Below are 19368 nucleotides of genomic sequence, written 5' to 3'. Positions count from 1 at the left end.
CAAGTTATTGCACCGTTTCGTGCTGATCTCCTCCGACGACACGTAACCTCGTGAAAGGAGGTCCGACATGCGGACGTCTAGGGTAATGTGTTTAACGAGTACGTCTGGTGCATCTCTCGACCTGGCCGTGTTGGCCGAGGAATTTCGCGCAGGCTTCGAAGCCGCGCGGCAGGAGCCTGTTTCCCTCACATGGCTGGACCACGGTGTCTGCGCCGTCGACATCGGCGAGACCCGGCTCGGATTTGCCCATGGAGACGCGGGCGCCAGCGACGCGGACGAATCCTCTCTCCTCGTCTCCATAGGCGATGGGGCCGACGATCCCGCGCCCTGCTCTCTCAACGATGACCGCGACACCTTCCTCGCGGGCGTCGCCGAGCATCTGGGGACGCGCCTCTCGCTCCAGGTGAGCCTGAGCATTTCGGCGGACGAGGGATTTGACCTTCCGCTGGTGGCCAAGGCACGCCTGCGGGAGCGTCGTCGAGGCGGCCGGCCTGTGCAGCCTCTCGAGCCCTCCGTCATCACGCATCCCACGCCGCCGGAACCTGAGCCCACCGATCCGTCGCCCGCGGCACCCGCCGTCAGTCCGCGCCGCGTGGCGCGCCGGAGCGAGGGCGCTTGCGAGATGCAGCGCCTCGTGCGCGTGGGCCGCATCCTGCAGCCCGCCGCGGAGACGAGCGGCCCGCCGCTCACGCTCTACTACGACGGGTCGACCTACCGCCCGCTACCCTCGGTGCGTACTTACCGCGACCCGGAAGCCTCCTTTGCCCGTGCGATCTTTCGCGAGCCCCCGGTGCGGCCGCAGCGCACGTCGCTCGCGCGGCAGGTGGCCCGTGCCACGGCGCTGGGCAGTGCGGCCATCGCGGTGGCACAAGGTGCCGCCGCCGGCGTGCTCACGGAGCTCTCCACGCTGCCGCCCTTGCCCTTTTGACGGGCCCTTCTGACGGGCTCCAATCGCGCCCTTGACGGGGCGCGACACGCGCGCGCCAATGGGCCATGCGCGCGCTCGCCGTCCTCATCCTCACGATTGTCCTCGCAGCCCCGCTCCCGGCCCGGGCCGAGGCAGCGTTCCAGCGCTGGCTCGACGGGACGGGCTGGCCCGCCGCCGCGGAGGCAGGTGTGGACCGCGCGGCCTTCGATCGCCTCACCCGTGGCCTCACCCCTGACTTCACCCTCCCGGGCCTCGCCGACGCAGGAGGCGTGCCCGCCCGCGACAGCCAGGCCGAATTCGCCGCGCCCGATCAATACTTCAACGAGGTCAGCCTGCGGGCGCTCGCGACCCAGGGGCGCGCTCTGGCGGAAAAGCACGGCTCCCTCCTCGCGCGGCTCGAGCGGGAGACGGGCGTGCCCGGCCGCATCGTGCTCGCCATCTGGGGCCGCGAGAGCGCCTATGGCCGCGCCGCGATTCCCCATGACGCCCTCCGTGTCCTCGCCACGCGGGGCTTCGCGGGCACGCGGCGCGCGCTTTTCACCGCCGAATTCGCCAAGGCGCTCGTCATCGCCGAGGAGACGGGCCTCTCCCTGCGTGCGTCCTGGGGCGGCGCCATGGGTCAGCCGCAATTCCTCCCGTCGTCCTACCTCGCCCATGCGCGGGACGGGGATGGTGATGGACGCGCGGATATCTGGGGCTCGGAGGCCGACACGCTTGCCTCCATCGCCGGCTACCTCGCCGACAAGGGCTGGGTGGCCGGGTCGGACTGGGGCTACGAGATCACGCTGCCCGAACGCGTCCCGTGCACCCGGAACGGCCCGAACCAGACCAAGCGGATCTTCAAATGGGAGGAGGACGGGGTCGTCCGCGTGTCGCGCCGCCCCTTCCCGGTCAACGAGCGCCGGGTGGACGGCTTTCTCGTGCTGCCCGCGGGCACGCAAGGGCCGGCCTTCATGGCCACGCCCAATTTCACGGTGCTGAAGGCCTATAACGAGAGCGATCTCTACGCGCTCTTCGTGGGCAACCTCGCCGACCGCATCGCCTTCGGAGCGTCCGCCTTCCAAGGCGCCTGGGCGCCCGGGGAGACCATGACGCGGGGCCGCGTGGCGCGCGCGCAGGAGCGGCTCGTGCGCCTGGGCTACGACGTGGGCGGGGCGGACGGCCTCATCGGCAACAAGACACGCCGCGCCGTGGGTCTCTGGCAGGAAAGCCAGGGCCTTACACCCACGTGCTTTCCCGATCGCGCGCTGCTCGAGGCGTTGCTGCGCTAGCCCCCCGGGGGCGGACCCGCATACCGCCGGAACCGCTCCTCGCGCGTGCCGGTATGGAGCTCGAAGAGGTGATTGTCGGCGTCATAGAAGTAGATGGACCGAGCCTCGCCCTCCACCCGGGGAGGCCGTCCCTCACCTCGAGACCCATCGCCCGCACGAGGTGCAGCTTTTCCTCGTAATCCTCCGGCGCGATCTTGAAGGCCACGTGGTTGTATGTCAGCTCTGCGAGCGGATCGCCTTCCATCACCGCCACCCAGAGGCCCGCCACGTCGTAGAAGCGCTCCCTCGACCCGGAAAAGGGTGCGTCGCCGCTGTCGTAGATCCTTTCCGCCCCGAGGACGGTCGTCAGGATCCGCTCCATGACGTCGAGATCCCGCACGATGAAGGTCAGGTGGCTGAGGCCCTCGATCATGGTGCCCGTAGGGTGCGCCTGGAGCTGGTGGGATTGGTCAAACGCATGGAGATCGTCGTCTCACGCTGCCCAACCGAGAGACCCGGTCACAGGCCGAGTTCGGCCTTCTCCTCGTCGGTGAAGATCCGTGACCGTGTCAGGAAGCGCTTCCCCGTTCCGTTGTCGAGCGAGAACATGCCCCCGCGCCCATCGACGACGTCGAGAATGAGCTGCGTGTGCTTCCAGGCTTCGAATTGAGGGCCCGAGATCCAGACCTCCGCCCCGTCGATCTCGCCCAGCTTCACATCAGACGCGCCGGTGCGGAAATCGCCCACAGGGTAGCACATGGGCGCGGAGCCATCACAGCAGCCGCCGGACTGGTGAAACATCACCGCGCCGTGGTCCCCGCGGATCTCCTCGATGAGCGCGAGGGCGGCCGGGGTCGCCGTGACGCGCGCGGTGGCCGAGGTGCCCTCGACCACGTCCGCGTCCGTGGCGCAGGAGATTGTCACGTGTTCTGTCATTTCGTCCTCCAGAAGACACAAGCCAGTCAGCGGTCACCTCCGCCTGAAAGGTAGCACAACTGGTCCGGTTGTCAGGACACGTCGCCGCGCGTGGCGTCAGCCCAGGCGTGCGAGGAACGCTGCCCCTTCGACGAGGGACGCCAGATGCGTCGGCGCGATGGCCTCCGCGAAATGGCAGGTTCCGGGGCTTTCAGCCTGGAGCGCGTTGACGGCAAAAAGCCCAACCGCCGCAGCGAGGATCAACACCGCGCCGATCCGGGCACGGGGCGCCTTCGGCGCGACAACATCGAAGTTCTGAGGATTTGCGTAAGCCATCCGTGCTCATTGACCGGCAATTGCGCCAAAAGTGAGGCTGCGCGACCCGTTTTCACGGATCGCACAGCCAATTTTCATCAAAGGCCCCTTAAAAGAAGCCCAGCTTGTTGGGCGAGTAGCTCACCAGCATGTTCTTGGTCTGCTGGTAGTGGTCGAGCATCATGCGGTGGTTTTCGCGCCCGATACCGGACTGCTTGTAGCCACCGAAGGCCGCGTGCGCGGGATAGAGGTGGTAGCAGTTCGTCCAGACGCGCCCCGCCTTCACCTCGCGCCCGAAGCGGTAGCACTTGTTGGCATCGCGCGACCACACGCCGGCGCCGAGGCCGTAGAGCGTGTCATTGGCGAGATCGAGCGCCTCGGCATCGTCCTTGAAAGTGGTGACGGAGACGACCGGCCCGAAGATCTCCTCCTGGAAGACGCGCATCTTGTTGTGGCCCTTCAGGATGGTCGGCTCGATGTAGTAGCCGCCCTCGAGGTCCCCGGTCATCTTGCGCTCCGTGCCACCGGTGAGCACTTCCGCGCCCTCCTGCTTGGCGATGTCGAAGTAGCTCAGGATCTTTTCCTTCTGCTCGCTCGAGGCCTGCGCGCCCATCATCGTGTCGCCCTCGCGGGGATCGCCTAGCGCGATGGCCTTTGTCCGCTCCAGGCAGCGCTCCATGAACTTGTCATAGATGCTCTCGTGGATCAGTGCGCGCGACGGGCAGGTGCAGACCTCGCCCTGGTTGAGCGCGAACATCACGAAGCCCTCGACGCACTTGTCGAAATAGGCGTCATCCTCGGCGGCGATGTCGCTGAAGAAGATGTTGGGGGATTTCCCGCCGAGCTCCAGCGTCACCGGGATGATATTCTCGGAGGCGTACTGCATGATGAGGCGGCCGGTCGTTGTCTCGCCGGTGAAGGCGACCTTGGCCACGCGCGTGGATTGCGCGAGCGGCTTGCCCGCTTCGAGGCCGAACCCGTTGACCACGTTGAGCACGCCCGCCGGCAGGATGTCGGCTATGAGCTCGAGAAGCACCATGATCGTGGCCGGCGTCTGTTCGGCGGGCTTGAGCACGATGCAGTTACCCGCCGCCAGCGCCGGGGCAAGCTTCCATGTGGCCATGAGGAGCGGGAAGTTCCACGGGATGATCTGCCCCACGACGCCCAGCGGCTCGTGGAAGTGGTAGGCGACCGTGTCGTGGTCGATCTCGGACATCGTGCCTTCCTGCCCGCGGATGACACCGGCGAAATAGCGGAAGTGGTCGATGGCGAGCGGCAGGTCAGCGGCGCGGGTCTCGCGGATGGCCTTGCCGTTGTCCCAGGTCTCGCAAATGGCGAGGAGCTCGAGATTGTCCTCGAGGACCTGCGCGATCTTGAGGAGCATGTTGGAGCGCTCGGTGACGGAGGTCTTGCCCCAGGCATCGGCGGCCTTGTGCGCGGCATCGAGGGCGGCCTCGATGTCCTCCGCGCCGGAGCGCGCGACCTGGCCCATGCTCAGGCCCGTGAGCGGGCTCACGTTGTCGAAGTAGCGGCCCGATTTGGGGGCCACGAATTTGCCACCGATGAAGTTGTCATAGCTCTTGGCGAAGGGTGCCACATGGGTGCCCCCGTCGATAAGGGTCATGTCGTTCATTGCTATCCTCCCAAAGGATGTTTGCGGTTTTCGTCCTGGTGCCGCTTATGGTGCGGTGTGGCGCCACGTTAGGTCGCCGGTCGGCGCCCTGCGAAGAGGCCGCCCAAGTCACGCGCCGCGGATGTGTCCCGCGGCTGATACACCCTGTCCCTCAGAGCGTTCTTGAAATGCCCAGTCGCTTCATGCGGCGGTAGAGCGTGGCCCGCCCGATGCCGAGCGCCTTGGCGGCCGCCGAGGCATTGCCGCCCGCGCGGGTGAGCGCGCGCACGAGCGCCGCCTTCTCGGAGCGGTCGAGCCCCGTGAGCGCGCCGTCGCGCCCGAAGATGTCGGTGGCCGCCACGGGCTCGAAGGCGCCCTCCGCGCGCCAGCCGTAAAGCTGCCGCGCCGCGCGCGTGGCCCCGATGACGACGTCATCGCCGTTGATCGCGAGAAGCGCGTTGCGATCGGCATCCTCGCCGCCTGCAAAGACGACGCGCGCGCCCTCGAAACTGGCCTTGAGATTGTCCGCCTCGATCTGCCGGGCGGTCTGCGCGACCATGGCCGCCATCATGGAGTTCATCGCCGCGGTCTGGTCGGCCCGGGCGGAGGAGACGTCGAGTGCGCCTAGGATCGCCCCATCCGCGCCGTAGATCGGCGAATCGATGCAGCTCATGGCCACGTTCTTCGAGCAGAAGTGCTCGTCCCGGTGCACGATGAGGCTCCGCTTCTCGGCGAGGCAGGTCCCGATGCCGTTGGTGCCCTCCTGCGCCTCGCTCCAATCCGCGCCCTCGATGAGACCCCAGGAGGCGAAAGCCCCGGCCTCACCATCCGACACGCGGCGGTCGAGGATGACGCCGTCGCCGTCGGTGAGCACGACGGCACAACCTGAAATGGAAACAAGCCCGTAGAGCTGGTCGAGCTTGGACGCCGCCACCCGCGTAAGGCGCTCGCTGGCCTCCAGTCGCGGCCGCATTTCCCACGCGCTCAGCACCGTCGCCTCGCCCTTGCGTGCTGGGTCGAGCCCGTGACGCCGGTGCGACCGCGCCCAGGAGGCGACGATGCGGGAGCGCGCGGCTTGCTCCGATGTGATGGCGGAAAAGACGAGGTCTGCGTGACGCATGCGGAACGCTACCGCAGCGTGTGCGCGGAGTCCCGCCGCGCTGCAGCACCTGCGCGGGGCTTTGCCTCGCCGCGCCGCAGCAATGTGTCTCGCATCCGAGACACCGGCCTCAGCTCTCTTTCACATGGGCCGCGAAGGCCTCGGCATAATCGGGGTGCCAGCGGCTCAGGGCCGGGCGGTTCTCGATGAGGTCGCCCATGGCCCAGGCGATGCGCTTTTCGTCGAGCGCGCGCGGCACGTCGTTATCGGGGCACAGGATGTAGAAATCACCGCGTGCGAGGCTTTTGAGGAAAAACGCCGCCGTTTGTTCCGCCGTCCACGCCGCCGGGGGCTTCTCGGCCCGTCCGGTCATGCCCGTATGGACGAAGCCGGGGACGAGGAGATGCGCCGTCAGCGCCGCGCCCTCGGTGGTCCTGAGTTCGTGGGCCAGCGCTTCGGTATAGGCTTTGAGGCCCGCCTTCGACACATTGTAGGCTGGGTTCCCCGGCGGCGTGGTGATGCCCTGCTTTGAGCCCGTGTTGACGATGAAGCCGGGCCGCCCGCGGGCAATCATCCGAGGCACGAAGGCCTGGCAGCAATGCACTGGCCCCCAGAGATTGACCCCGAGTGTCGCCTCCCAGGCCTCGCGCGTGCCGAGACAGGACGAGCTCACGCCGATCCCGGCATTGGCCATGAGAATGTCGGTGCCGCCGAAGGCCTCCGCCACACGTGCCTCGAGCGCCTCCACGGCGGCGCGGTCGGAGATGTCGGTCTCGGACGTCATTACCTCCGCCGCCCCCGCTGCGCGCAGCCGTTCTCCCGCCGCAGCCAGCCTGTCGGCCGCGAGGTCCACCACCACCACGCGCATCCCAAGCCGGGCGTACTCGCTGGCGATCGCGAGCCCGATCCCGGATGCGCCGCCGGTGACGACGGCCACGGAGGCGGATGTGAGCGCGGGATGGGTCATGGCGGTTCTCCGTCTTGATCAGTCCCGTCAGCCTAGGCGCGCAGGCAGGCGCTGGATAGCCCCTTCCCGTAAGCTGGCCACGCGCCTGCCCCGCGCCCGTGACCTCACGTTTCCCTTGCGCGCGCGCGTCCTGCGCATGACACCTGACGCGCGCGTCAAGGAGCCAGACCATGTCCACCCCCGCCCCCACGATCGCCAACGATGTCCTCACGCTGGAGCGGCGCGGCAAGGTGGCCGTGCTCACGCTCACCAATGGCGAGAACAAGCAAAACCTCGCCTTCGCCGAGGCGATGAAAGCGGCCCTCGCGGAAGTGGAGCGCGACGCTTCCGTCAAATCCCTCGTCATCACCTCGAGCGACGAGAAGAACTGGTCGCAGGGCGTGGATCTCAATTGGCTCATGGCGGCCATGCATGGCGGCAAGCAGGACGACATCCGCGCCTTCATGTACGCGATGAACGACGTCTTCGCCGGGCTCCTGACGCTGCCAGTGCCGGTCATCGGCGCGCTCACCGGCCACGCCTTCGGCAATGGCGCCATGCTCGCCTGCTGCTGCGATTTCCGCGTCATGCGCGCCGATCGCGGCTATTTCTGCTTCCCGGAGGTGGATATCTCGATCCCCTTCCTGCCCTCCATGATCGCCTTCACCCGCAAGGCCATCCCCGAGCCGCGCTTCAACGACCTCATCCTGTCGGGCCGCCGTGCCACGGCAGAGGATCTCCTCGCCGACAAGGTCATCACCGCAGCCTTCCCCGACGCCGAGGCCACCCTCGCAGGCGCCCTCGAGCTGGCCGAGGGCTTCTCGAAGAGCCGCGCCATCTTCGGCGAGCTCAAGCGCCGCATGCACCGGGACATCCTGCGCGTGATGCGCGAGGAGGACCCGGCCTATATCGATCCGCTCAACCTCACGGTCTGAGCTCTTGAAGCCGCCCCGGGCCGAGGCCATTTTCCGGCGATGCGGGCCGGTGTCCCGCGCCATGAAAGTCTACGCCCATGGGCGATATCCTCCTCGTCATCTTCGGTTTGGCCGGGCTCATCCTTGGCGGTGAGCTTCTCGTGCGCGGCGCCGCCACCGCGGCGCGTGCCTTCGGTGTCTCTCCCCTCGTGATCGGGCTCACGCTGGTGGGCTTCGGGACCTCCGCGCCCGAGCTCGCCACGAGCGTGCAAGCGGCGCTGGCGGATGCACCGGGCATCGCGCTGGGCAACGTCGTGGGCTCAAATATCGGTAACATCCTCCTCATCCTTGGCCTAGGCGCGCTGCTTGCCCCCATCGCGGTGGACCGCGCGGCCTTGCGCGGAGACATGATAGCGCTCGCCCTCGCTACCCTCGCGGCCACGGCGCTCATCGCCACGGGCGGCGTTTCCCGCGGGGCGGGCGCGGTGCTCCTCGCGGGCCTCGCCGCCTATCTCTGGCGCACGCTCGCCACCTCGCCCAAGGTGCCCGGCGCGCGGGAAGGCACCGCGTTCGGCCCGCTGCTTCTCGCCCTCGCGGGCCTTGCCATCACCATCGCCGCCGCGCGCGCCCTCGTCCTCGGCGCGTCTAGCCTCGCCGCGGGCCTCGGCGTCCCCGAGGCGGTCATCGGGCTTACACTCGTGGCCATCGGCACCTCGCTCCCGGAGCTCGTCACCACCCTGATTGCTGCCCGCAAGCGCGAGATGGACCTCGCCCTCGGCAATATCGTGGGCTCGAACCTCTTCAACATCCTGGGCATCCTCGGCGTCACGGCCCTCGTCGCCCCCATTCCCGACGTCGCCGCCATCCGCGGCTTCGATGTCTGGGTCATGCTGGCGGCCACCGCCGTCCTGCTCGTGCTCCTCGTCACACGCCCGGTCCTCGCCCGCATCTCGGGTGCGCTCGCGCTCCTCGCCTACGGGGCCTACCTCGCGGCGCTCTTCTCGATGTAAATCGCCCGGGTCGGTGGGCGGGCGCCTTTCGAGCACGCCGTATGGCGCGCGGAGAAACAGAGCCGCACGGCGACGCACCACACTAGAGATCGTCGCGATGCACCACGTAAGTGTGGATCGTGAAGAGAAGCGCGCCCGAGGGCATCCGCACCAGGCACTGGCGCTCCGTGCGCAGGTAATCCCCCGCCTTGTGACCCCGCGGATCGTCTTCGCGCCGCGGCTGGAAAAGTGCGGGATCCCGATACCAGAGCTGGTTGTAGCGCCAGAGCGGACGCGCGGGCGTCACCGCCGCGAAGACCGCCTCGATCATCGCGTCCATGCGCGCGTCGATCGCGGCCACGGGCGCGTGGATGCGCGCCATGGGTCGGCCGATCTTCTCGGCAAGCGTCCAGGACGCCGGGAAGCAGAGCAGCGCCGCCGCCATGACATGGGCCCCGTCCCGCTTCTCGAGGATGATCACATCCTCCTGGATCGCCCCCGCCAGATCCTCGAAGCGCGCGACGCCGGGCCGTCCGTGATCGCGCGCGAGATGCTCCGAGATCACCGCGCAGGCCTCTGACATCAGCGCCTCCGTGCCCCGCATCGCCGCCAGCACCTCCGCGCGCCGCTCGCCCAGGAGCCTCCGCCTCAGCGCGCATTGCGCCGCCTCCGCCTCGTCGAAGACCAGCCAGTCCCGCGGGGCGAGCATCTGCATCCCGGGCAAACGCCGCGCCTCCGTCGCCGGGTATGGCACGTGCCGCTGGAGCACCGAATCCGACATTTCGCTTCGCATTCCTTCCAGACGCCGCGCGCCGCGCCTTCCACGCTGACCCGAAAGGCAGACGCGCATGAACCGGCCCTACCGAGATATCCGCAAGATAGACCCGTTGAAAGCGGGGCTGAAGGGCGACAACACGCCAGACGACAACGACCGGATCGAGATCGGACCCACCGCGCTCGCCTACGCCGAATGGGGGGCGGCCGGCCTCGCCCTTCCGGACCTCCAGGCCATGCGCCGCTACCGCCACGGGCGGCTCGTCGAGGCCATCGCCGCGCGCGATTACGGCGCACTCCTCGTCTTCGACCCGCTCAACATCCGCTACGCCACAGACAGCACCAACATGCAGCTCTGGAACACCCACAATCCATTCCGGGCGCTCATGGTCTGCGCCGATGGCTACATGGTTCTCTGGGATTACAAGATCGCGCCCTTCCTGAGCACCTTCAATCCACTGGTGAATGAGCAGCGTTCCGGCGCGGACTTCTTCTATTTCGACCGGGGAGACCGGATCGAACCCGCCACGGACGCCTTCTCCAGGGAGGTCCGCGATCTGATCAACGAGCACGGCGGGGGCAACATGCGCCTCGGCGTGGACAAGATCATGATCCACGGCCTCCGCGCGCTCGAAGCCCATGGCTTCGAAGTATTTCCGGGCGAGGAGCTCACCGAGAAGGCCCGCGCCGTCAAAGGCCCGGACGAGATAAAGGCCATGCGCTGCGCCTCCCACGCGTGCGAGGCGTCCTGCCGCGCCATGGAAGACTTCGCCCGCGCCCATATGGGCGACGGCACCACCTGCGAGGATGATATCTGGGCCGTGCTCCATGCCGAGAACATCAAGCGCGGCGGCGAATGGATCGAAACCCGGCTATTGGCCACCGGCCCGCGGACGAACCCGTGGTTCCAGGAATGCGGCCCGCGGATCCCAGAACGCAACGAGATCCTCGCCTTCGACACCGATCTCGTTGGCAGCTACGGCATCTGCGTGGATATCTCCCGCACCTGGTGGATCGGCGAGGGAAAGCCCCGCCCCGACATGATCGAAGCCATGAAGTGCGCCTTGGAACATATTGAAACCAATATGGAATTGATCCGTCCGGGCCTCAACATCGAGGACTGGATCGCCCGCTCTCACCGTTTGCCGGAGAAGTACCAGGCGCGCAAATACGGCTGCCTCGCCCATGGCGTTGGGCTCTGTGATGAATGGCCCCTTGTGGCCTATCCGGACAAGATGGTGCCCAGCGCCTTCGACTACGAGCTCGAGCCCGGCATGACGCTCTGCGTGGAGGCGCTCGTCGGCGAGGATGGCGGCGATTTCTGCATCAAGCTGGAAGACCAGGTGCTGGTGACAGAGACCGGCTACGAGAACCTCACCACCTACCCCCACGACCCGGCCCTCCTCGGCACGCTCTAACCCCGCGCCCGCCCGGCGCGGCTGCAACACGCATCACCTCCCCGTGCCTCGGGCGTAACAGGGCTTGGAAGACACGCGCGGTCCTCCCATCCTCGGTGCACCACAAGGAGGCCCCCATGCCCACCGAACGCTTCACCTTCGAAGGCCATGACGGCTCCAAACTCGCCGCCCGCCTCGACATGCCCGACGGGCCGCATCTGGGCACGGCGCTCCTCGCCCATTGTTTCACCTGCGGCAAGGACATCCCCGCCGCGCGGCGCATCGCGTCACGCCTCGCCGCGCTGGGGCTCGCGGTGCTGCGTTTCGATTTCACCGGCCTCGGGCATTCGGAGGGCGAATTCGGCAATACGACCTTCTCCTCCAATGTGGCCGATCTCCGCGCGGCCCATGCCGCGCTCGAGGCGCGGGGCATGCCACCCACGCTTCTCATCGGGCATTCGCTCGGGGGCGCGGCGGTGCTCAAGGCCGCCGCGGACCTCCCCGGTATCCGCGCCGTCGTCACCCTCGGCGCGCCGTTCGAGCCCGCCCACGTGACGCACAACTTCGAAGGCGCGCTCTCCGATATCGCCGCCCACGGCCGGGCCACGGTCAATCTCGGCGGCCGTCCCATCACCATTGGTCAGGCCTTCGTGGATGATGTCGCCTCCGAGACCCTCGCGGACGCCATCGCCGCAACCCGCGCAGCCCATCTCATCCTACATGCCCCGAAGGACACCATCGTGGGCATCGAGAATGCCGAGGCGATCTTCCGCGCCGCCAAGCATCCGAAGAGCTTCGTGACCCTCGACAGCGCCGATCACCTCATCACCGACGCCGACGATGCCGAATACGCCGCCGAGGTCATCGCCGCCTGGGCGACGCGGTACCTCGCGCTGCCCAAGCTCGCAGCCCCCATCGGGGCGCCGGAAGGCGTTGTCCGCGTGGCAGAGGCTGATCCCAAGGGCTTCCTGCAGGACATCACCCACGGCCCCACGCACCACGCGCTCGCCGACGAACCTGTCGCCTATGGCGGCACCAACCGGGGCATGTCGCCCTACGGCTTCCTCTCGGCGGGGCTCGGGGCCTGCACCTCCATGACGATCCGCCTCTATGCGCGTCGCAAAGGCCTCAAGCTGCGCCACGTCTACGTCGACGTCACCCATGACAAGGTCCACGGGCAGGATACCGAGCCCAGCGCCTCGGCCAAGCTCGACCATTTCGTGCGCCACATCCACCTCGACGGGGACCTCACGGAGGCCGAGCGCCAGAAGCTCCTGGAGATCGCCGACAAATGCCCGGTGCACCGCACCCTCGAGGCCACGAGTGTCGTGAAGACCAAGCTCATCGACGGCCCGGTGGACCGCGTGGCCTAAGCGCTCGCGCTCCGGGCGCATTCAGGCTAGCGAAGCGCGATGAAGATCGCCGCCCTCCTTTGTGCCGCCCTGTTTCTTGCCTCCCATGGCGGCGCGCTCCACCCCGCGCTCGACAGTCTCGCCGTGCTACGCGTGCCACTGGGAGTGGGCGTTCTCGGTCTCTGCCTTTGGCCCTCCCTGCGCAGGGCGCGCTGGGCCTGGGCGGCGGCAGCGCTCACGCTCGCGAGCCTCGCCCTCAACCAGCTTCTCTGGGATCGCAGTCCGGACCATCCGGGCGAGATCGTCCTCTACCAGAAGAACCTGGGTTACTGGAACCGCGCCGTGGAGGACCTGGCCGCCGATATCCGCGCCGCGGGGGCAGACATCGTCACGCTCCAGGAGCTCTCTCCGCAGAACGCGCGCCTTCTCGATCTCCTCGCGGAGGATTTCCCCGTCAGGCAGCGCTGCGATTTCGGCGCGCTCTATTCCATGGCGGTGCTCTCCCGGCTTCCTGCTGGGCCCGAAGGCGGGCGCTGTAGCCGCGCGCGCGGGCTTGCCGCGCTGCAGGTGGTGGGTGAAAGCGGGCCCGGCTGGGTCGTCTCCGTGCACCTGCATTGGCCGTGGCCCTTCGCGCAGCCCGGCCAGCTCCCGGAGGTCCACACCGTGCTGGAAAACCTCGAGGGCCCGATGATCATCGGCGGAGATTTCAACCAGATGCCGTGGAGCCATGCTGTCAGGTCCACGGCGCGGGTGGCGGGCGTGTCCTATCGCGGACCCTCCGCCGTGACCTTCGCCCATCGTGGGCTGCGGTTGCCTATCGACCACGTGCTCGCCCCTTCAGGCACGGTGGAGCGGCTGGGCTTCCTCGGCTCCGACCACCGCGGGCTGCGCGCTCGCGTGTCCTTCAAATGAAAACGGGCGCCCAAAGGACGCCCGTCACCGAGATCGCGGTTTGCGCCAGACCTTCTCAGGCGCGCGCGTCGCCGATCAGCTTCCAGAGCCCCGGCACGAGGAGCGCGGCCAGCGCGAGCTTCAGCGCATCTCCGACGAGGAAGGGCGTGAGGCCCCACTGAAGGATCGGCTGATCCCAGCCGTAGAGCTGCCCCAGCCAGAGGAGGCCAGGGATGTAGATGAGCGCATTGCCGACGAGCATGGCGGCCGCCATCTTGAGCATGGAGCGATCCCAGCCGAGGCGCGCGAAGTAGCCCAGTGCCAGCGTCGCCAGCACGTAGCCCACGAGATAGCCGCCCGTGCCGCCCATCATGTAGGTGAGGCCGAAATTCTCGGCCGAGGACGAGGCGAAGACATCAAAGCCCAGCGCGCCGATGACCATGTAGCCGAGGATCGTCGCAAACCCGAGACGCGGCCCGTAGGCGGCGCCAATGGTGAGGACGGCGAAAGTGCCCATCGTCACCGGGACGGGCCACATGGGCACCTTAACCTTGGCGAGGATCGCCAGCGCCGCGATGCCGAGCACCACGAGCACGATCTGCTTGATGAGCTTGGCCGCCCCCTCGCTCGGCCCCACGGCCTCCGTCAGGACTTTGTCATATGTGGTGGCCATGGGCCCCTCCTCTAGAACTTTGAGCGCCAATATCCCCATGGTGCGCGCCGCTGCAAGGGCGCGCTCACATCTTGAGCGAGTTCATCGCCGAGAAGGGCGCATAGGTGGAGGACATCTTGTAGTCCTTGCGAGGGCCGGAGACCTCCCACGTGCAGCGCCAGGTGGGCCATTCGCTGAAGTCGTAGCGCACGAGGTAGGTGTCGGGGTCGCAGTCGTGGCGCGCGGAGGGACGGTCGAAGGTGAACTTGTGGAAGGGCTCGCCATCCTCGAAGCAGACATCGAAACCGCCCTCCATGGGCTTCCACCAATAGCGCCGACCGGCGGTATAATCGCGTCCGCGCACCTCGAGATTGCCCCATTCGAGATAGGTCCAGCGGCGGGTGATCCGCGCGAGCCCCTCAAATCGGTTCGGCGGCTCGGCCTTGTGGACGATCTCCCGTTTCAGGAGCCAGACGCGCTTGAAATCGGCGTGTTCGAGGGCGCTCATCGGGCGATCTCCCCGGCGCTCACATCCCCGCTCTCGCCTATGAAGCGCAGCACCTCGCCCGCGCCATCCATGGCATAGCAGGCCCAGCCGTCGGCGGGCGGCCATTGCGAGCAGTACTCATCGCCCCGCACGGCCCATGTTCCCCAGCTCGGGCGCCCGTTGTCGTAGAGCGTGCGGCCCGAGGCGTAGAAGGTCTGCACCGCGCCGTCTTCGTAGGTGAGCGTGACCCCGGTGAGGGCCGCTGAGATCTCCGCGCCGCTCAGCGTCGAAAACTCCTCGGCGCAGGCCAGCGTGGGCAGAAGGGCCAGGACGGCGATGGGGCGCATGGGCGTTCCTTGTGTCTTCGAGGGCCGTGACCTAAACGACGCGCGCGCATCGTCCAGAAAAGGCTTCTCCATGATCCCACGCTACTCCCGCCCCGACATGGTCGCCATCTGGAGCCCCGAGACAAAGTTTCGCATCTGGTACGAAATCGAGGCCCATGCCTGCGACGCGCAGGCCGCGCTGGGCGTGATCCCCAAGGAGAACGCGGCGGCGGTGTGGAAAGCCAAGGACGCGGAGTTCGACGTAGCGCGGATCGATGAGATCGAGGCCGTCACGAAGCACGATGTCATCGCTTTTCTCACGCATCTGGCCGAGATCATCGGCAATGACGAGGCGCGCTTCGTCCACCAGGGGATGACGAGCTCCGACGTCCTCGACACGACGTTCAACATCCAGCTCGTGCGCGCCGCCGACATCCTGCTTGCCGACATGGACGCGCTCCTCGCCGCGCTGAAGCGCCGCGCGATGGAGCATAAGATGACCGTGCGCATCGGACGCTCCCACGGGATTCACGCCGAACCCGTCACGATGGGCCTCACCTTCGCGCGCTTTTACGCGGAGATGGAGCGCAACCGGAACAGGCTCGAAAAGGCGCGCTTCGAGATCGCAACAGGCGCGATATCGGGCGCGGTGGGCACCTTCGCCAATATCGACCCCGCCGTGGAGGCCCATGTCTGCGAGAAGCTCGGCCTCAGGCCCGAGCCCATCTCGACGCAGGTCATCCCCCGCGACCGGCACGCCATGTTCTTCGCCACGCTGGGCGTCGTGGCCTCCTCGATCGAGAACATCGCCACCGAGATCCGCCACATGCAGCGCACCGAGGTGCTCGAGGCCGAGGAGTTCTTCTCCAAGGGCCAGAAAGGCTCGAGCGCCATGCCGCACAAAAGGAACCCGGTGCTGACCGAAAACCTCACAGGCCTCGCGCGGCTCGTCCGCATGGCCGTGGTGCCCGCGATGGAAAACGTGGCGCTCTGGCACGAGCGCGATATCTCGCACTCCTCGGTGGAGCGCAATATCGGGCCGGACACGACCGTCACCCTCGATTTCGCGCTGGCACGGCTCACAGGCGTCATCGACAAGCTCGTCATCTACCCCGACACCATGCTGGCCAACATGAACAAGTTCCGCGGCCTCGTGCATTCCCAGCGCGTGCTGCTGGCGCTCACGCAGGCGGGCGTGAGCCGGGAGGATGCCTACCGCCTCGTCCAGCGCAACGCGATGAAGGTCTGGGAAGAGGGCGCCGATTTCCTGACCGAGCTGAAGGGCGACACGGAGGTGACGGCAGCCCTGAGCGTGGCAGAGATCGAGGAGAAATTCGACCTCGCCTACCACACCAAGCATGTCGACACGATCTTCGCCCGCGTCTTCGGGGCGGCGTGAGGTGAGCCACCTGACCCCGGAGGAGGCGCTCTCCCGCGGCAAGGCGCTATCCGAGCACGGGCGTCAGCAGGACGACGGCGTCGTCGTGATCCGCACGATCGCCATGCCCGCCGACACCAATCCCTCGGGCGACATCTTCGGCGGCTGGCTCATGTCCCAGATGGACCTCGCCGCGGGCAATATCGCCGCCCGCGTGGCCGGCGGGCGCTGCGCGACCGTGTCGGTGGAGGCGATCCAGTTCCACCACCCGGTCAAGGTCGGCGACGAGGTCACGCTCTACGCCACGCTGCGAAAGGTCGGGCGGACCTCCATGGCGATCCATGTCGATGCCTGGGCGCGGCCGCGATACGCGTCGGCCGGGCGGAAAGTGACGGACGCGGATTTCGTCTTCGTGGCGCTCGACGATGCTGGGACGGCCCGTCCCGTTTTCGGATCCTGAGCGCGGCGGCGATGCGTTAGGACGGCATCGCGCGTGCTGGTGCCGCGGATGCAATCTGTCACGGAGCTTTCATTTTCCTTCCCGCGGCGGGGGCTATTTCCTACGCAAGGCGAGCACAGCCCGCCGTCCTACTAGGAGCCACCATGACCCGACCCCTCGTTCTCACCCTTGCCTTCGCCGCCGCCCTGCCCGGCCTCGCCTTCGCGGCCGGTGGCATGAGCACCACGCCGCCCACTCCCACGGAGACCACGACGCAATGCGCCGAGGGCCAGGTCTATGACGAGGACGCGCAGGCCTGCGTCGCGATCCAGCAGGATTCGAACGCCGCGCCGCAGTTCGACCAGGAGCGCGCCTACGCTCTCGTCCGCGAACTCGCTTACGCGGAGCGTTATGAAGACGCGCAGATGATCCTCGCGACCATGGATCAGGCCGATGACCGGACGCAGACCTACTGGGGCTTCACCCATCGCAAGCTCGGCCAGAGCGACCGCGCCATGGCCGCCTATTACAGCGCGCTCGCGGCAAACCCCGACAACCTCCTCGCCCGCTCCTACATGGGCCAGCACTACGTGGAGATCGGCGCGATGGACATGGCGCGCCTCCAGCTCACAGAGATCCGCGCCCGCCGAGGCCGCGAAAGCTGGCCCGAGAAATCGCTCGCCTGGGCCATCGAAACGGGCCGCGGCGAAAGCTACTGAGCTTTACGGGCGGGCGCCGAGCGCCTATGCAAAGGGCTCCGATCAAGGGGCCTTTTCTACGTCCATGGCCGACCGCCCGCTTCAGCTCAGCCTCTGGCTCGAGAATGCGCTCTTTCGGAGCGTCATCGGCGCGCTGCGTATTCTTCCCTACGACCAGCGCATGGCCACCATGGCCTGGACTTGCCGCAGGCTCATCGGGCCCGCCGTGGGCTACCGCAAGCGCGCCCTCGCCAATCTCGAGTTGATCTATCCTGACCGCACCGCCGCGGAGCGCGCAGCCATCGCCGACGCCGTGCTGGAGGGCTTCGGGCGCACGGTGATGGAGAATTATTCCCACGACGAGTTCCGCGCCCGCATCGCCGAGCACGAGATCACCGGCCCGGGCCTCGCCGCAGCCGAGGCAGCACTGGCCTCCGGGCGGGCGATCATCTTCAGCTCCGGCCACTGGGGCAATCACGAGGCCACGCGCATCGCGCTTGACCAGCGCGGCTTCAAGGTCGGCGGCCTCTACAAGCCCATGGCCAATCCCTACTTCAACGCGCACTACGTGGAGAGCATCGCCCAAGTCTCCGGGCCCGTCTTTCCGAAGGGCAAGGAAGGTACGAAGGACTTCCTCCGCTTCCTCTCGGAGGGTGGCCACGGGTTCTTGCTTCACGACGTGTTCTTCCATCGTGGCGCCTGGATGGATTTCCTGGGCAAGCCGGCGCGGACCGCGCTTTCGGCCGCCGAACTCGCGCTCAAGTTCGACGCGCTCCTCATCCCCTACTTCAACACGCGCCGCAGCGACGATCCCACGCGTTTCGAGATCGAGCTGCTCGAGCCCATCCCCCACGGGCCGCCGCGCGATATGATGCGCGCCCTCGTGGACCTGCTCGAAGACCGGGTCAAAGAGGCACCGGGGCACTGGATGTGGATCCACCGCCGCTGGAAAGGCTGGGAAAAAGCGAAGACCGCCTAGCGCAGACGCGCGGCGCCGATTATTTCGCCGTGATCCGGACGTTGAAAAATGATCACGGCAGGCTCGGAGGCTGGCACGCTCGCGGTGAGCGTGTATTCGCCCCGCCCGCTCCAGGGCCGCGCTTCCTGCCAGGACGTCACGACATTGGCGTAATCTAGCGTGCGGCCCGCATTCTCGCCCCGCTTGATCTCCACCCGGCTCGAGGGGCGGTAGGTTACGACCTGCACGACCACTTCGCCATCAATCCGCGTCACCGGGATTGCCCGCACGCGCACGCGCTGGCCCGTTCGCTCGGTCTCGATCTCCACGAGGGCGGGCTTGGCCATATGATTGACGAGATGCGTGGCAACTTCGTTGGGGCGGGTGCCGATCACGTGATCCTGCCCGCCGATGATCATCTGCGGCGTGTAGACGGAGCGCGCGCCAGCGGCGCGGGCATAGCCTTTCTGCCGCTCGGTGAAGGCCGGCTGGGCGAATTCGTCCTTCCAGCCGATGTAATCCCAGTAATCCACATGCAGCGCGAGGGCGATGATATCGTCCTGCTTGGCCATGTCATGGAGCATGGCGTCAGCCGGCGGGCAGGACGAACAGCCCTGCGAGGTATAAAGCTCGACCACGGTCACGTTCTCAGCCACGGCCCCTTGGGCGGAGGACATGAAGAGCGCAGCGATGATGGCGTAGAGCTTTCGCATGGTCGGATTCCCTTGGTTACCACGATGATCTAGGCGATCCGCTCGACGGAAGCCAATCAACGAAACGAGAGAGATTGTCATGGAAACATGACCACACGGGCCGCGCACCGCCGCGCTACACGCGACGGGATCAGTTTTCTGCGCCGCTTGGATGCCCCTCAATGCGCGCCCGTCCCGGACGCTCACCCACACGCTGGCGTCGTTTCGCGGATGCGCCCGCCGTGCCCCAACGGCGCTCCCGCCAACCGCTGCGATGATCATGCGGTGCGCGCCCATTTTTGCGCCCTCGCCCCTGGCGAACGCCCCATTGGCATCGCGCAAGGTGCGCCATAGCA

At 67.4% G+C, this 19368-nt stretch carries 21 protein-coding genes and 1 pseudogene; 11 read left to right on the top strand and 11 right to left on the bottom strand.

Annotated features, from left to right (window positions below):
- The first annotated feature begins 130 nt into the window (after positions 1-130).
- Together AAFM92_03005 and AAFM92_03000 are read left to right on the top strand one after the other, a co-directional pair.
- Complete coding sequence (locus AAFM92_03005; GenBank protein ID MEL7299330.1) at positions 131-928, top strand: hypothetical protein; 798 nt, start codon at positions 131-133, stop codon at positions 926-928.
- A gap of 65 nt (positions 929-993) precedes the next feature.
- Positions 994-2199, top strand: coding sequence for a lytic murein transglycosylase (locus AAFM92_03000; GenBank protein ID MEL7299329.1), 1206 nt, complete (start codon positions 994-996; stop codon positions 2197-2199).
- On the opposite strand, the pseudogene fosX reads toward AAFM92_03000, so the two are convergent.
- From fosX to AAFM92_02970, 6 genes and pseudogenes are all read right to left on the bottom strand, one after another.
- Positions 2196-2611: pseudogene (gene fosX, locus AAFM92_02995) on the bottom strand (FosX/FosE/FosI family fosfomycin resistance hydrolase). The gene AAFM92_03000 and the pseudogene fosX sit on opposite strands and share 4 nt — an antisense overlap.
- 86 nt (positions 2612-2697) lie before the next feature.
- Positions 2698-3114 carry a DUF779 domain-containing protein gene (locus AAFM92_02990; protein ID MEL7299328.1) on the bottom strand — a complete coding sequence of 139 codons (417 nt, stop codon included), beginning with the start codon at positions 3112-3114 and terminating at the stop codon, positions 2698-2700.
- Positions 3115-3210: 96 nt separating this feature from the next.
- On the bottom strand, positions 3211-3429 hold the full coding sequence (locus AAFM92_02985; GenBank protein ID MEL7299327.1) for a hypothetical protein: 219 nt from the start codon (positions 3427-3429) through the stop codon (positions 3211-3213).
- A gap of 88 nt (positions 3430-3517) precedes the next feature.
- Positions 3518-5032 carry an aldehyde dehydrogenase gene (gene adh, locus AAFM92_02980; protein ID MEL7299326.1) on the bottom strand — a complete coding sequence of 505 codons (1515 nt, stop codon included), beginning with the start codon at positions 5030-5032 and terminating at the stop codon, positions 3518-3520.
- A gap of 160 nt (positions 5033-5192) precedes the next feature.
- On the bottom strand, positions 5193-6140 hold the full coding sequence (locus tag AAFM92_02975) for a GAF domain-containing protein (protein ID MEL7299325.1): 948 nt from the start codon (positions 6138-6140) through the stop codon (positions 5193-5195).
- A 109-nt stretch (positions 6141-6249) separates the two neighbouring features.
- Positions 6250-7086, bottom strand: a complete 837-nt coding sequence (locus AAFM92_02970) for an SDR family NAD(P)-dependent oxidoreductase (protein MEL7299324.1) — start codon at positions 7084-7086, stop codon at positions 6250-6252.
- 170 nt (positions 7087-7256) lie between these two features.
- Here AAFM92_02970 and AAFM92_02965 point away from each other — a divergent pair, with 170 nt between their 5' ends.
- Both AAFM92_02965 and AAFM92_02960 read left to right on the top strand, forming a co-directional pair.
- Positions 7257-8000 carry an enoyl-CoA hydratase/isomerase family protein gene (locus AAFM92_02965; GenBank protein MEL7299323.1) on the top strand — a complete coding sequence of 248 codons (744 nt, stop codon included), beginning with the start codon at positions 7257-7259 and terminating at the stop codon, positions 7998-8000.
- Between the two features lie 77 nt (positions 8001-8077).
- Complete coding sequence (locus AAFM92_02960) at positions 8078-8989, top strand: calcium/sodium antiporter (protein ID MEL7299322.1); 912 nt, start codon at positions 8078-8080, stop codon at positions 8987-8989.
- Positions 8990-9071: 82 nt separating this feature from the next.
- On the opposite strand, the gene AAFM92_02955 is transcribed toward AAFM92_02960, so the two are convergent.
- Positions 9072-9749 (bottom strand): heme-dependent oxidative N-demethylase subunit alpha family protein, encoded by a 678-nt coding sequence (locus AAFM92_02955; GenBank protein ID MEL7299321.1) that lies wholly within the window; start codon positions 9747-9749, stop codon positions 9072-9074.
- Positions 9750-9816: 67 nt separating this feature from the next.
- Here AAFM92_02955 and dddP point away from each other — a divergent pair, with 67 nt between their 5' ends.
- The 3 genes from dddP to AAFM92_02940 all read left to right on the top strand — a co-directional run bounded on the left by dddP (position 9817) and on the right by AAFM92_02940 (position 13403).
- Positions 9817-11160 (top strand): dimethylsulfonioproprionate lyase DddP, encoded by a 1344-nt coding sequence (gene dddP / locus AAFM92_02950; protein ID MEL7299320.1) that lies wholly within the window; start codon positions 9817-9819, stop codon positions 11158-11160.
- A gap of 116 nt (positions 11161-11276) precedes the next feature.
- A complete protein-coding gene (locus AAFM92_02945; protein MEL7299319.1) occupies positions 11277-12512 on the top strand; it encodes an alpha/beta fold hydrolase in 1236 nt (411 codons plus the stop codon).
- 39 nt (positions 12513-12551) lie between these two features.
- Positions 12552-13403 carry an endonuclease/exonuclease/phosphatase family protein gene (locus AAFM92_02940; protein ID MEL7299318.1) on the top strand — a complete coding sequence of 284 codons (852 nt, stop codon included), beginning with the start codon at positions 12552-12554 and terminating at the stop codon, positions 13401-13403.
- A 55-nt stretch (positions 13404-13458) separates the two neighbouring features.
- Here AAFM92_02940 and AAFM92_02935 read toward each other — a convergent pair whose 3' ends face one another.
- From AAFM92_02935 to AAFM92_02925, 3 genes are all read right to left on the bottom strand, one after another.
- The gene (locus tag AAFM92_02935) at positions 13459-14055 is read right to left on the bottom strand and encodes a biotin transporter BioY (protein ID MEL7299317.1); all 597 of its coding nucleotides are present in this window, start codon (positions 14053-14055) and stop codon (positions 13459-13461) included.
- A gap of 64 nt (positions 14056-14119) precedes the next feature.
- Positions 14120-14542 (bottom strand): DUF6314 family protein, encoded by a 423-nt coding sequence (locus AAFM92_02930; GenBank protein MEL7299316.1) that lies wholly within the window; start codon positions 14540-14542, stop codon positions 14120-14122.
- Positions 14539-14868: a hypothetical protein gene (locus AAFM92_02925; GenBank protein MEL7299315.1), complete on the bottom strand. Its 330-nt coding sequence runs from the start codon at positions 14866-14868 to the stop codon at positions 14539-14541. Before AAFM92_02925 ends, AAFM92_02930 begins: the two co-directional genes overlap by 4 nt.
- 70 nt (positions 14869-14938) lie before the next feature.
- Here AAFM92_02925 and purB point away from each other — a divergent pair, with 70 nt between their 5' ends.
- The 4 genes from purB (at position 14939) to AAFM92_02905 (ending at position 18341) form a co-directional block, all read left to right on the top strand.
- Complete coding sequence (gene purB, locus AAFM92_02920; GenBank protein ID MEL7299314.1) at positions 14939-16246, top strand: adenylosuccinate lyase; 1308 nt, start codon at positions 14939-14941, stop codon at positions 16244-16246.
- Between the two features lie 103 nt (positions 16247-16349).
- Complete coding sequence (locus tag AAFM92_02915; protein MEL7299313.1) at positions 16350-16685, top strand: acyl-CoA thioesterase; 336 nt, start codon at positions 16350-16352, stop codon at positions 16683-16685.
- Between the two features lie 143 nt (positions 16686-16828).
- The gene (locus AAFM92_02910; GenBank protein MEL7299312.1) at positions 16829-17383 is read left to right on the top strand and encodes a hypothetical protein; all 555 of its coding nucleotides are present in this window, start codon (positions 16829-16831) and stop codon (positions 17381-17383) included.
- 64 nt (positions 17384-17447) lie between these two features.
- Positions 17448-18341 carry a lysophospholipid acyltransferase family protein gene (locus AAFM92_02905; protein ID MEL7299311.1) on the top strand — a complete coding sequence of 298 codons (894 nt, stop codon included), beginning with the start codon at positions 17448-17450 and terminating at the stop codon, positions 18339-18341.
- Here AAFM92_02905 and AAFM92_02900 read toward each other — a convergent pair.
- Positions 18338-19033, bottom strand: coding sequence for a DUF1223 domain-containing protein (locus AAFM92_02900; protein ID MEL7299310.1), 696 nt, complete (start codon positions 19031-19033; stop codon positions 18338-18340). The genes AAFM92_02905 and AAFM92_02900 overlap by 4 nt on opposite strands.
- Positions 19034-19368: the final 335 nt, after the last annotated feature.

Source organism: Pseudomonadota bacterium (assembly GCA_038533575.1).
Lineage (GTDB): Bacteria > Pseudomonadota > Alphaproteobacteria > Rhodobacterales > Rhodobacteraceae > Shimia_B.
The sequence above is the reverse complement of the archived record's forward strand: the minus strand, read 5'-3'. Positions and strand labels throughout refer to the sequence as shown.